This window comes from Streptomyces sp. 1-11, from assembly GCF_007176755.1.
GTDB lineage: Bacteria > Actinomycetota > Actinomycetes > Streptomycetales > Streptomycetaceae > Streptomyces.
Map to the genome: position 1 here is coordinate 206,425 of NZ_BJTV01000010.1, position 12,378 is coordinate 218,802.

Below are 12,378 nucleotides of genomic sequence, written 5' to 3' on the forward strand. Positions count from 1 at the left end.
CGGCCGGTCCGGTCAGGCGCCGGGCCAGGGCGCGCCCGCCAGCCAGCGCAGCACCGCTCCGGCCGCCGCCGCCCCGTCCCGGGTCGCCGCTCGGGCGGGCTGCCCGGGGTGCAGCAGACCGCCGGCGGCGAAGACGCCGGGGTGCGAGGTGTACGGGCTCGCGCCCAGCCGGACGCCGGCGGTTCGGGCGAGTTCGTTCTCGCCCACGAAGTCGCCGGTGAAGACGATCGTGTCGCAGGGCAGGACCGCCGTGCGGCCGTCGCGGTGGCGCACGCGGACCCCGGACAGGCGGCCGTGGCCGAGGAGTTCGGCGACCGCGGTGCCGGTGAGGAGCGGGATGCGGTGGACAAGGCGCGCCGACTGGGCGCGGGCGGAGGGCACTTGGGCGTGGTTCTCCTCGGTGACCAGGGCGGCGACCGTGACCCCGGCCGCGAGCAGGGTGCCGGCCGCGGCGTACGAGACCGGCTCGGCGCCGGCCACCACCGCGCGGGTGCCGACCGGCTGGCCGAACAGGTGCACCGCCTGCTGGAGTTCGCCGGTGGTGTAGACACCGGCCGGACGGGTGCCGGGGACCAGCCGGGCCGCGCGAGGGCGTTCCCGGGCGCCGGTGGCGAGCACGACGGCGCGGGCTGTGACCCTTTCCGGCCCGCCGGGCCCGACGAGCGTGAGGACCGGTCCCGGCAGGTCGCCGTCCGTCACGGCGCCGGGTACGGCTCCGGCGGGCCGCCCGGGCGCGGGTCCGCCCCCGGACAGGGTCACGGCCGCCGAAGGGGCGTCGCCGCCCGGCCCGAAGGTTCCGCCCGCGGGAGGGACACGCCGTGCCTCGGGGCCGCCGGCCGCGTCCACCGCTGCGGCGTCCAGGGCGGCCGTCGCGCCGGCCCGCGTACCCGGGGAACGTGGCCCGCCGTCCGGGCCCGCCGTCACCGTGGCGCCGGCTCCCGGGGCGCCCGCGGTGCCCGGCGTCGTCCGGCTCGCGGGCCCGGCGTCCGTCCACTCCAGGACCGTCACCCCGGTGCGCACCACGGCGCCCGCGCTCACCGCGGCCCCGGTGAGGAGGCGGGCGTAGCCGGGGCCGGTGAGCGGACGCGTCCAGGTGCCGAAGCCGCCGTGCGCGCAGTACCGGGGCGCTCCCCCGGGCCGCTCCTCCCGCTCCAGCACCTCCACCCGGCCGGCGCCGGCCGCGGCCAGGCGTGCCGCTGCGGCGAGTCCGGCGGGTCCGGCGCCGACGACGAGGACGTCGACGCGGCGCACGGGCGCGTTCGCGGTCATGGGCGTGCCTCCTCGAACAGCTGCCGTACCGCCGCGCCGCAGTGGAACCCCTGGCAGCGGCCCGCCCGGGCGCGGGTGCGGCGGCGCAGGCCCTCCAGGGTGCGCGGCGGGATCGGGCCGGCCAGCGCGTCGCGGATCTCGCCGCGCGAGACCCGTTCGCAGTGGCAGACCAGCACGCCGTACTCCGGGTCGGCGGCGACCAGTTCGGGTCGCGTGCACGGGCGCGGGGAATCCTCGCCGATGCCGGGCATCCGTACCGGTTCCGGCTCGCGCGGCGGACCGGGGTCGAGCCCGGTGCCGGTCAGCAGTTCCACGACGTGGGCGGCGATCGCCATCGACGCGGTGAGGCCGGTGGAGCGGATGCCGCCGACGGTGACGTACGCCTGTCCGGGGTGGGCGGCGATCCGGTAGTCCTCGTGCCCGGTCGCGGCGCGCAGCCCGGCGTAGACGGCGGTGACCTCCTCGTCGAGCAGCGCGGGCAGGATGCGGCGGCCCTTCTCCCGCAGCAGGGCGAGGCCCTCGGCGGTGGACTGGGTGGCCCGTCTGTCGTCCAGGTCCTCGGCGGTGGGGCCGAGCAGGACGTTGCCGTGCACGGTCGGCGCGATCAGCACGCCCTTGCCGGCGGCGGTCGGGACGGGGAGGAGGATGTGCCGGACCAGGGGGCGGGCGAACCGGTCGTGGACGATGAGCTGGCCGCGGCGCGGGGTGACGGTGAAGTCGTCGTGGCCGAGCGTCCGGTCGAGCGTGTCGGCGTGCAGCCCGGCCGCGTTGACCAGGTACCGCGCGCGCAGCGGGCCCCGGGAGGTGGCCAGCAGATGGGTGCCGTCGCGCCGGTCGGAGCGGGACACCCGGGTGTTCAGGTGCAGGTGGACGCCCGCGCGGACCGCCTGGGTGGCGTAGGCCAGGGTCGTCGTCCAGGGGCAGATGACGCTCTCGCCGGGCACGTGCAGGGCGCCGAGCGCGCCGGGGCCGAGGTGCGGTTCGCGGGCGTAGAGCTCGCCGGCGTCCAGGAGCCGGGTGTCCGGGCAGCCGTTGCGCCCGGCCTTGTCGGCGAGCCGGGGCAGGGTGGCGAGCTGCTCCTCGTCCCAGGCGACCAGCAGTGCGCCGGTGCGTTCCAGGGGGATGCCGGACTCGGCGGCGTAGGCGGCCAGGCGCCGGGAGCCCTCGCGCACCAGCGTCGCCTCCAGGGTGCCCGGAGTGGCGTCGAAACCGGTGTGCAGGATGGCGGTGTTGGCCTTGGAGGTGCCCTGGCCGACGTCGTCCTGGGCCTCGACGAGGGCGACGCGCAGACCGGGGTGGCGGGCGAGTTCGCGGGCGACGGCGCAGCCGACGACCCCGCCGCCGACGATCGCGACGTCGTACGGGTGTGCGGGCAGCGGCCCGTCGGCGGTGACCGTCATGAGCCGAGCAGCGCGGCGACCGCGGTGCGGAAGCCGGCCAGGCGTTCGGTGGCCAGGTCGGCCGGGATGCGGGGCTCGTACACGGCGGCGGGCTTCCAGTCGGGGAGGGCTTCGGCCACGCTCAGCGCGGGGTCCGCGCCGAGCCGGGCCAGGGCGGCGGCGCCGAGCGCGGTGGCGTCGGGGAGGGCGGAGACCTCGACGGGGCGTTGCAGCAGGTCGGCCTGGGTCTGCATGAGCAGGGCGGAGCGGGTCAGGCCGCCGTCGACGCGCAGCGTGTCCAGGGGGGCGCCGAGGTCGGTGGCGGCCGCCCGGGCCAGCTCGGTCACCTGCGCGGCGAGGCCCTCGCACAGGGCGCGCACCAGGTGGCCGGGCCCGGTGTCGAGGCCGAGCCCGGTCAGGGAGCCGCGCAGGTCGCCGCGCCACCAGGGGGCGGCGAGCCCGGCGAGGGCGGGTACGAAGGTGACGCCGCCGCTGTCGGGGACGGCGCCGCCGACCGGGTCGAGGTCGGCGGCCGAGGAGATGACGCCGAGGTCGGTGAGCCAGCGCACGGCGGAGGCGGCCGTGTACACCTGTCCGTCGAGGCAGTAGCCGGTGTCGCCGGCGAGCCGCCAGGCGACACAGCTCACCAGACCGGAGTCGCCGCGCCGTGGGGCGCCGCCGGTGTGGGCGAGCAGGAACGCGCCGGTGCCGTAGGTGCACTTGGCGCCGCCCGGCCCGGTGACGCGCTGGGCGAGCAGGGCGGCCTGCTGGTCGACGATCAGGCCGGTGAGGGGAATCTCCGGCCCGAACGCCCGAGTCGTCCCGACGGTCTGGGCGTTGTCGGCGAGTTCCGGGAGCCGTTCGCCGAGCAGTCCGTACGCCTCCAGCGCCCGCGCCGACCAGTGGGCGCCGTCCAGATCCAGCAGCTGGGTGCGGCCCGCGGTGGCGGCGTCGGTGACGAAGGCGCCGGTGAGCCGGTGCACCAGCCAGGCGTCGGAGGTGGTGACGACGCCCTCGCGGGTCAGGTGGCGGCGGATCCAGGCCATCTTGGGCGCCGCGAAGTACGGGTCGAGGGGCAGGCCGGTGAGCTGCCGCAGTTCCTCGGCCCGGTCGGCCAGCCCGGCGCACACGGTCTCGGCGCGCCGGTCCTGCCAGACGAGGGCGTCGGTGAGCGGGCGGCCGGTCGCGGGGTCCCAGGCGAGCACGGTCTCGCCCTGGTTGGCCAGGCCCATCGCCACGACGGCCTCGCCCGCCTCGGCCAGTGCGGCGCGGCCGGCCTCCAGCACGGAGGCGTACAGCGCCTCGGGGTCCACCTCGACCAGTCCGCCGGGCAGGTGCCGGGGCCGCACGGCGGCGAACCCGGTGCCGAGGACACCGCGTTCGGGACAGACGACCAGCGCCTTGGTGCCGGACGTGCCCTGGTCGACGGCGAGCACCGGCCCCGTCATCGCATCCTCCCGCGCGTCCGTCCGGCCCCTCGAAGATCGGCGCGAACAGCCTGCCGCCGGGCGGCGTCCGGCGTCAAGCCGGGTCGCGCGATGATCAACAACGTTTTGTGGAGGTTGAGTTGGCGGCGATGGCACGCCGTGGAGGACACCCCTATAGTGACCGCCGACCCCGTACGTGCCCCTCAACCACCGCCCCGAGGAGGGCTGTTGCTAGCGCACCGCGTCACCCTTCCCGTCCGCTCGCGGACCGGGGCGGGTGGCTGATGGCCAGAGAGGGCGCCCGCCCCTCCTACGATCCCGCAGGTCACGACGGCGCCCTGCGCGGCGCCCTGCAGGACCTGCGCACCGGCCGCTGGATGGCGATGCGCACGCTGCTCGCGGACACCACGAGCTGGTGGCAGTGGACCCAGCGCACCCAGATCCTCGCGGCCGCGGCGGCCGGCACCGACGTGGTGCGGGCCTGGCTCTCGGAGGAGCCGCACAGTGTGCCGGCCGCGGTGATGCACGCCCGGGTCGGCGTGGAGCGCGCCCTGCGTGCGCAGCGCGAACGGCACCTGAAGGCACACGAGTTGTGGATCGAGGCGTGGGACGCCGCGCAGTCCGCCACCCAGGCCGCCCCGCAGGACCCGGTGCCCTGGGTGTGCCTGCTGGCGCTGGCCCAGCTCGACCCGGAGCAGCGCTGGCCCGAGCACCGGACGCCGCCGCCGGAACCCCTGCTGCCGCCGGGCCCCTGGGGGCTGCTGGCCGAGGCCGGCAAGCGCGACCCGCACAACCGCGAGGCGCACCACCGCATGCTGCAGTTCCTGTACGCCACCGCCGCCTCCGACCGGCTGGCCGAGGCCGCCGGCTACGCCCAGTGGGCCGCCGCCTCGGCGCCGGCCGGCTCCGCGCTGTACGTGCTGCCGCTGTACGTCCGGGTCGAGCGCTACCGGCGGGCCGCCGGGCACGACATGGCACTCGACCTGCACTGGGTGGCGGAGGACGCCGCCCGTGAGGCCGTGCGGGCCTGGCGCTCCTGGTTCGGGCACGCGCCCCGCGCGGAGCGCTCGCTGCTGGACCTCAACCACCTGGCGCACGCGCTGTGGGGCGCGCAGCTGTTCGCCGAGGCGGGCCGGGTGTTCGAGGCGATCGGCCCGTACTTCACGCCGCCGCCCTGGATGTACCGCTCTCCGGGCCGCGGCACCGCGGTGGACGTGTTCCTGCGGGCCAGGGACCGCTGCCGCGCGGCCGGGGAGGATCCCGGCACCCGCTCCTGACACTCCCCCTCGTTCCCCCCTTTTCCCGGAGGTTTCCGCATGTCCCCCGTCCCCGATCCATCGCCCTCCCCCGCCCGGCCGCAGCACGACGAGGAGCAGCGGCTGCGCGAGCTCGGCTACCGTCCCGTGCTGGCCCGCCGCATGGGCGGCTTCGGCAACTTCGCGATCAGCTTCTCGGTGATCTCGATCCTGTCCGGCTGCATGACCCTGTACGGCTTCGGCCTCGGCACCGGCGGGCCGGCCGTGATGCTGTGGGGCTGGGCGGGCGTCGGCCTGTTCGTGCTCTGCGTCGGCCTGGCGCTCGCCGAGGTCACCAGCGCCTATCCGACCTCCGGCGCCCTGTACTACATGGCGGACCGGCTCGGCGGCCGCCGCTGGGGCTGGTACACGGGCTGGCTGAACCTGCTCGGGCTGCTCGGCGCGATCGCCGGCATCGACTACGGGGCCGCGCTGTTCGCCGGCGCGTTCGCCAACCTCCAGTGGGGCTTCGAGCCGACCCCCGGCAAAACCATGCTGATCTTCTGCGGCATCCTGCTGCTGCACGCCGTGCTGAACCTGTTCGGCGTCCGCCTGGTCAGCCTGCTCAACTCGGTCAGCGTGTGGTGGCACCTGGCCGGTGTCGCGCTGATCGTCGGCGCGCTGGCCATCGTCCCCGACCACCACCAGTCGCCGTCCTTCGTGTTCACCGAGTTCGTGAACGACACCGGGTGGTCGAGCCCGTTGTACGTGGCGGCGATCGGCCTGCTGCTCGCCCAGTACACGTTCTCCGGCTACGACGCCTCGGCGCACCTGTCCGAGGAGACCTCCAACGCCTCGGTGTCCGCCGCCAAGGGCATCGTGCGGGCCATCTGGGTGTCGTGGATCGCGGGCTTCGTCCTGCTGGCCGGGCTGACCTTCGCCATCCAGGACTACGACGCCACGCGCGCCACGGACACCGGGGTGCCGCCCGCGCAGATCCTGCTCGACGGCCTCGGCTCCGACGGGGCCAGCGCGCTGCTCCTCGTCGTGATCGTCGCCCAGTTGTTCTGCGGCAACGCCGAGGTGGCCGCGGCCAGCCGCATGGTGTTCGCGTTCAGCCGGGACGGCGCCCTGCCGGGCTCGCACCTGTGGCGCAAGGTCAGCAGCCGCACCCAGACGCCGGTCGCCGCGGTGTGGCTGTCGGTGATCGTCGCCGGTGTGCTCGCGCTGCCGTCGCTGTACTCGGCGACGGCGTACGGCGCGGTCACCGCCATCAACGTCATCGGCATCACGCCCGCGTACGCCATCCCCGTCCTGCTGCGGCTGCGGGCCGGCGACCGGTTCCGGCCGGGGCCGTGGAGTCTTGGCCGGTGGAGCAGGCCGGTCGGCTGGATCGCGGTGATCTGGGTGGCCTGTGTGACGGTCCTGTTCTGCCTGCCGCAGTCCTCGCCGGTCACCGTCGACACGATGAACTACGCGGCCGTGGCGCTGGTGGTCGTGCTGCTGCTGGCCAGCGTCTGGTGGTACGTGGCCCGCCGTTCGTACGGCACGCCCACCACCGCCGCCTACGGTGACGACCGCGATCAGGCCGAACTCGCCGAGGGCATCGTCTGATCCGCGCCGTCCCGGTGCCGGCCCGGCCGCCGGATACGGCAGGATGTGCGATCGCGCCGCTCGCCGACGACGTCGGCGGCCGGCGCGATCGCACATGCACGACATCGAACAGGTGACAAAGTGACGCAACCTCACTCCAGGCTCCGCGCCGCCCTCTCGCGCCCCGGGGGTGACCGGTGAACCGTTCGCTGACCCTGGACGACCTGGTCCTCGCCGGCATCGCCGTGGCCGCGGGCCTGCTGCTGGCGTTCCTGTCCCGCACGGTGCTGCGCTGGCTGGCGGGGCACGCCAAGCGGACCCGCTGGAGCGGCGACGACGTCATCGTGGACGCGCTGCGCTCCGTCGTCCCGTGGGCGGCGATCGCGGGCGGCGCGGCGGTGGCCGCCGCGGTGCTGCCGCTGACCCGGACCGTCCGGCACCACGCCGACCAGTTCCTCGAGGTGTGGCTGATCCTGGTGGTGACCGTGTCCGCGGCCCGGGTGATCGCGGGCCTGGTCCGTTCGGTGACCCAGTCCCGCTCGGGGGTGGCCGGCTCGGCCACCATCTTCGTGAACATCACCCGGGTGCTGGTGCTGGCGATCGGCTTCCTGGTCGTGCTGCAGACGCTCGGCGTGTCCATCGCGCCCCTGCTCACCGCCCTGGGCGTCGGCGGTCTCGCGGTCGCGCTGGCCCTGCAGGACACCCTCGCCAACCTCTTCGCGGGCATCCACATCCTCGCCTCCAAGACCGTGCAGCCGGGTGACTACATCAGGCTCACCAGCGGCGAGGAGGGCTACGTGGTGGACATCAACTGGCGCCAGACGACGGTCCGCCAGCTCTCCAACAACCTGGTGGTCATCCCCAACGGCCAGCTCGCCAAGACCAACATGACCAACTACACGCGCCCCGAGCAGCAGTTGACGATCCTGGTGCAGGTGGGCGTGAGCTACGACAGCGACCTGGACCACGTCGAGCGCGTCACCCACGAGGTCATCGCCGAGACCATGACCTCGACCACCGGCGCCGTCCCGGACCACGAGCCCGCGATCCGCTTCCACACCTTCGGCGACTCGCGCATCGGCTTCACGGTGATCCTCGGCGTCGGCGAGTTCAGCGACCAGTACCGCATCAAGCACGAGTTCATCAAGCGCCTGCACCGCCGCTACCGCGAGGAGGGCATCCACATCCCGTCCCCGACGAGGACGGTGGCCCTGCAGCAGGGCACGGTGGTGATACCGCAGCAGCGCGGCGCACTGGACGCGGCCCCGGCTGTGCCCGAGTAGGACGCTCGGCGCCGGCGCCTGAGCGGCACCCGGAGCGCCGGTGCCCGAACAGGCCCCGGCGCCGACGCCTGAGCAGGACCCGGGGCCGGCACAGGCCGGGCGGGACCGGGACCGGGGCCGGCACAGGGCAGCCCTGGGGCCGGCACAGGCCGGGCGGAATCAGGGCTGGCCCAGGCCGGGCGGGACCGGGCAGCGGCGGTCGGCATACCCTCGAAGGGCCATGACCTCCCCGTCGCCGGACCCCGCCGCCCGCTCCCTCGACGAACGGCTCGACGCGATCGCGCGCCAGCCGTTCCGGGCGAAGTTCCACCTGCGCGGGCGGGAGCTGGCCCTCGCCCGGGAGAAGGGGCCGGCCACGATCCGGTGGCACGCCTACGACCTGACCGCCGAGCGGCTCGCCCCGGCGCGGCCGCGCAAGGACGGCAGACAGACGCCGTACCGGGGACATCCGGTGTTCGTCGCCCAGCACGCCACCGCGACCTGCTGCCGCGGCTGTCTCGAGCGCTGGCACGGCGTCGCCCGGGGCCGGGAGCTGAGCCGCGCCGAGCACGTGTACGTGGTGGACGTGATCTGCCGGTGGATCGAGCGCGAGGTGGCGGGCGGCGCCGGGCCGGGCGCCGCCCGCCACGGCTGATCGGCCGGGGGTGAGGGCGAGGGCGGGTTCCAGGGCGGTGGCGCGGGCGGCCGGCACGTGCGATGTCTCATGGTCCGCTTTCGTTCGGGCGGCCGGGTGGTCAGGTCCGGCCGCCGGTCGGAGGCGATCACGCGTGGTCAGCGTGATCCTTTGTCATGACCACACGAAGACGGGGTCCGGTTGCGCCGGCGCGGCACGACTTTCCGGCCGGGACCCCTGTCGAGCCGGACCCGATCACGAGATATCTTGATGTCGAGCAATGTTGCAGACGTGGAGCGGAGCACCCGGTGACTGACTCGACCATCATCTACACGTACACAGACGAGGCCCCGGCCCTCGCCACGCACTCGTTCCTTCCGGTCGTCCAGGCGTACGCCGCGCAGGCCGGCGTGTCCGTGGACACCCGGGACATCTCGCTGGCCGGGCGCCTGATCGCCGTGTTCCCGGAGTACCTGAACGAGGACCAGCGCATCCCCGACGCGCTGAGCGAGCTGGGCGAGCTGGCCAAGACGCCCGCGGCCAACATCATCAAGCTGCCGAACATCTCGGCGTCCATCCCGCAGCTCAAGGCCGCCGTCGCCGAGCTGCAGGGCAAGGGCTACGCGCTGCCCGACTACCCGGACGACCCCAAGACCGACGAGGAGCGCGAGATCCGCGCCCGCTACGACAAGGTCAAGGGCTCGGCCGTGAACCCGGTCCTGCGCGAGGGCAACTCCGACCGGCGCGCCCCCGCGTCCGTGAAGAACTACGCCAAGACCCACCCGCACCGCATGGGCGCCTGGAGCTCCGACTCCAAGACCAACGTGGCGACGATGGGCGTGGACGACTTCCGCTCCACGGAGAAGTCCGTGGTGATCTCCGAGGCCGGTTCGCTGCGCATCGAGCTCAAGGGCGACGACGGCTCGACCACCGTCCTGCGCGAGTCGGTGCCGGTCCTCGAGGGCGAGGTCGTCGACGCCTCCGTGATGCGCGTCGGCGCGCTGCGCGAGTTCCTGGCCGCGCAGGTCGCCCGCGCCAAGGAGGAGGGCGTCCTGTTCTCCGTGCACCTGAAGGCCACGATGATGAAGGTCTCCGACCCGATCGTCTTCGGTCACGTGGTGCGCGCCTTCTTCCCGAAGACGTTCGCGAAGTACGGCGAGACGTTCGCCGCCGCCGGCCTGACCCCGAACGACGGCCTGGGCGGCATTCTGAAGGGCATCGAGGCGCTGCCCGAGGGCGCCGAGATCAAGGCCTCCTTCGACGCCGAGCTGGCCGAGGGCCCGGCGCTGGCGATGGTCGACTCCGACAAGGGCATCACCAACCTGCACGTGCCGTCCGACGTCATCGTCGACGCCTCGATGCCGGCCATGATCCGCACCTCCGGCCACATGTGGGGCCCGGACGGGCAGGAGGGGGACACCCTCGCGGTGCTGCCGGACTCCTCCTACGCCGGCGTCTACCAGGCCGTGATCGAGGACTGCCGCGCCAACGGCGCCTACGACCCGTCGACCATGGGCTCGGTCCCGAACGTCGGCCTCATGGCGCAGAAGGCCGAGGAGTACGGCAGCCACGACAAGACCTTCGAGATCCCGGTCACCGGCACCGTCCGCCTGGTCGACCAGGCCGGCAACGTCGTGATCGAGCAGACGGTCTCCGCCGGCGACATCTTCCGCGCCTGCCAGACCAAGGACGCCCCGATCAAGGACTGGGTGAAGCTCGCCGTCACCCGCGCCCGTGCCACCGGCGACCCGGCCGTCTTCTGGCTGGACGCCACCCGCGCCCACGACGCCAACCTGATCGCCAAGGTCGAGCAGTACCTGGCGGAGCACGACACCGAGGGCCTGGACATCCGGGTCCTGTCGCCGGTGGAGGCCACCAAGCTCTCGGTGGAGCGCATCCGCCGCGGCGAGAACACCATCTCGGTCACCGGCAACGTGCTGCGCGACTACCTGACCGACCTGTTCCCGATCCTGGAGCTGGGCACCAGCGCCAAGATGCTGTCGGTCGTCCCGCTGATGGCGGGCGGCGGCCTGTTCGAGACCGGCGCCGGCGGCTCCGCCCCGAAGCACGTCCAGCAGCTCGTCAAGGAGGACTACCTGCGCTGGGACTCCCTCGGCGAGTTCTTCGCCCTGGTCCCGTCCCTCGAGCAGTACGCGGAGGCCACCGGCAACACCCGCGCCAAGGTCCTCGCCGACGCCCTCGACCGCGCCACGGCGACCTTCCTCAACGAGGACAAGTCCCCGACCCGTCGCCTCGGCGGCATCGACAACCGCGGCAGCCACTTCTACCTGTCCCTGTACTGGGCGCAGGAGCTGGCCGCCCAGACCGACGACGCCGACCTGGCGAAGGCGTTCGCCGCGTTCGCCGAGGCCCTCGCGGCCGACGAGCAGAAGATCGTCGAAGAGCTGATCGCCGTGCAGGGCAAGCCGGCCGACATCGGCGGCTACTACCAGCCGGACAAGGCCAAGGCGGACGCGGTCATGCGCCCGTCGGCCACCTGGAACTCGGCGCTCGCGTCCCTGAGCTGACGCCCGCGGCGCGCCAGGCGCCGCACTGAGTGAGACCTCCGCCCCGGCCGGTGCCCCCGGCCGGGGCGGAGGCGTGCCGGGCACCGGCGGCGCGGTGCGCCCCGCCCGTCGTGCCCGTCCGCCGGCGGGACGCCCAGGGCGTTGTCAGTGCCGTGTGGCACCTTGATCATGAACGGTCCCGCCGACACCCGTGGAGCAGCCCGTGCAGCCCGTGCCCCAGCACGCCCCCTCGTTCGAACTCCTGCCCGGTTCCGCCGAGTCGCCCGTGCTGCTGCACGTGCCGCACTCGTCGCGGGCGATACCGGACGACGTCCGCGCGGGCATCGTGCTGGACGACGCGGCGCTCGAACGGGAACTGGACCACATCACCGACGCGCACACCGCGCGGATCGCGGAACGGGCGGCGGCCCTCGCCGGGACCACCCCCTGGCGGTTCGTCAACCGGCTGTCCCGGCTGGTGGTGGATCCGGAGCGGTTCCCGGACGACCGGGAGGAGATGCTCGCCGTGGGCATGGGGGCCGTGTACACCGGGACCACGCACCGCGGTGCGCTGCGGGCCGCGGACACCGACCCCGAGCCGCTGCTCGGGCGGTACTTCCGGCCGTACGCCCGTGCGATGACCGAGGCGGTGGCCGGGCGGCTGGCCGCGACCGGGCGAGCGGTCGTGATCGACGTGCACTCCTATCCGCGCCAGGCCCTGCCCTACGAGCTGCACGGGGCGGGCCCGCGGCCGCCGGTGTGTCTGGGCACGGACGCCTTCCACACCCCGTCCCGGCTGCGCGAGGCGGCCCTGGAGGCGTTCGCCGGGTGCGGGGGCACGGGGCTGGACAGCCCGTTCAGCGGGACCTATGTGCCGCTGGAGTACTACGGGCGCGAGGCCCGGGTGAGCGCGCTGATGGTGGAGATCCGCCGGGACACCTACATGACCGAGCCCGGCGGCCCCGCAGGGCCGGGGCTCGAGGACCTCGCCGGGGCGCTGGCCGCGCTCGTGGACGCCGTGTAGCGGCGCGGCCGGGTCCGGCGCGGGCCCGGGCCCTCCGGCTGGAGCACT

Annotated in this window: 9 protein-coding genes; 6 read left to right on the forward strand and 3 right to left on the reverse strand. The window is 74.5% G+C overall.

Going from position 1 to position 12,378, the window contains the following annotated elements:
• Positions 1–12: 12 nt before the first annotated feature.
• From TNCT1_RS36985 to TNCT1_RS22435, 3 genes are read right to left on the reverse strand one after another with little or no spacing between them, the layout of a single operon-like run.
• On the reverse strand, positions 13–1,269 hold the full coding sequence (locus TNCT1_RS36985; protein WP_216856674.1) for an FAD-dependent oxidoreductase: 1,257 nt from the start codon (positions 1,267–1,269) through the stop codon (positions 13–15).
• Positions 1,266–2,669 carry an FAD-dependent oxidoreductase gene (locus tag TNCT1_RS22430; protein ID WP_143634961.1) on the reverse strand — a complete coding sequence of 468 codons (1,404 nt, stop codon included), beginning with the start codon at positions 2,667–2,669 and terminating at the stop codon, positions 1,266–1,268. Before TNCT1_RS22430 ends, TNCT1_RS36985 begins: the two co-directional genes overlap by 4 nt.
• Positions 2,666–4,096 carry an FGGY family carbohydrate kinase gene (locus TNCT1_RS22435; RefSeq protein ID WP_143634963.1) on the reverse strand — a complete coding sequence of 477 codons (1,431 nt, stop codon included), beginning with the start codon at positions 4,094–4,096 and terminating at the stop codon, positions 2,666–2,668. The genes TNCT1_RS22430 and TNCT1_RS22435 overlap by 4 nt, the downstream gene beginning before the upstream one ends.
• 263 nt (positions 4,097–4,359) lie before the next feature.
• Here TNCT1_RS22435 and TNCT1_RS22440 point away from each other — a divergent pair, with 263 nt between their 5' ends.
• The 6 genes from TNCT1_RS22440 to TNCT1_RS22465 all read left to right on the forward strand — a co-directional run bounded on the left by TNCT1_RS22440 (position 4,360) and on the right by TNCT1_RS22465 (position 12,330).
• Positions 4,360–5,352: a hypothetical protein gene (locus TNCT1_RS22440; protein WP_143634965.1), complete on the forward strand. Its 993-nt coding sequence runs from the start codon at positions 4,360–4,362 to the stop codon at positions 5,350–5,352.
• Positions 5,353–5,391: 39 nt separating this feature from the next.
• A complete protein-coding gene (locus tag TNCT1_RS22445; protein ID WP_143634967.1) occupies positions 5,392–6,924 on the forward strand; it encodes an amino acid permease in 1,533 nt (510 codons plus the stop codon).
• Between the two features lie 176 nt (positions 6,925–7,100).
• The gene (locus TNCT1_RS22450) at positions 7,101–8,186 is read left to right on the forward strand and encodes a mechanosensitive ion channel family protein (RefSeq protein ID WP_143634969.1); all 1,086 of its coding nucleotides are present in this window, start codon (positions 7,101–7,103) and stop codon (positions 8,184–8,186) included.
• A 220-nt stretch (positions 8,187–8,406) separates the two neighbouring features.
• The gene (locus TNCT1_RS22455) at positions 8,407–8,820 is read left to right on the forward strand and encodes a DUF4186 domain-containing protein (RefSeq protein WP_143634971.1); all 414 of its coding nucleotides are present in this window, start codon (positions 8,407–8,409) and stop codon (positions 8,818–8,820) included.
• A 287-nt stretch (positions 8,821–9,107) separates the two neighbouring features.
• Positions 9,108–11,327: an NADP-dependent isocitrate dehydrogenase gene (locus tag TNCT1_RS22460; protein ID WP_143634973.1), complete on the forward strand. Its 2,220-nt coding sequence runs from the start codon at positions 9,108–9,110 to the stop codon at positions 11,325–11,327.
• Between the two features lie 211 nt (positions 11,328–11,538).
• The gene (locus TNCT1_RS22465) at positions 11,539–12,330 is read left to right on the forward strand and encodes an N-formylglutamate amidohydrolase (RefSeq protein ID WP_143635136.1); all 792 of its coding nucleotides are present in this window, start codon (positions 11,539–11,541) and stop codon (positions 12,328–12,330) included.
• The last annotated feature ends 48 nt before the right edge of the window (positions 12,331–12,378 follow it).

Excerpts from the sequence above, each read along its gene's own strand:
- TNCT1_RS36985 (WP_216856674.1), bottom strand. The coding sequence starts at position 1,269 with ATGACCGCGAACGCGCCCGTGCGCCGCGTCGACGTCCTCGTCGTCGGC.
- TNCT1_RS22430 (WP_143634961.1), bottom strand. The coding sequence starts at position 2,669 with ATGACGGTCACCGCCGACGGGCCGCTGCCCGCACACCCGTACGACGTC.
- TNCT1_RS22435 (WP_143634963.1), bottom strand. The coding sequence starts at position 4,096 with ATGACGGGGCCGGTGCTCGCCGTCGACCAGGGCACGTCCGGCACCAAG.
- TNCT1_RS22440 (WP_143634965.1), top strand. The coding sequence starts at position 4,360 with ATGGCCAGAGAGGGCGCCCGCCCCTCCTACGATCCCGCAGGTCACGAC.
- TNCT1_RS22445 (WP_143634967.1), top strand. The coding sequence starts at position 5,392 with ATGTCCCCCGTCCCCGATCCATCGCCCTCCCCCGCCCGGCCGCAGCAC.
- TNCT1_RS22455 (WP_143634971.1), top strand. The coding sequence starts at position 8,407 with ATGACCTCCCCGTCGCCGGACCCCGCCGCCCGCTCCCTCGACGAACGG.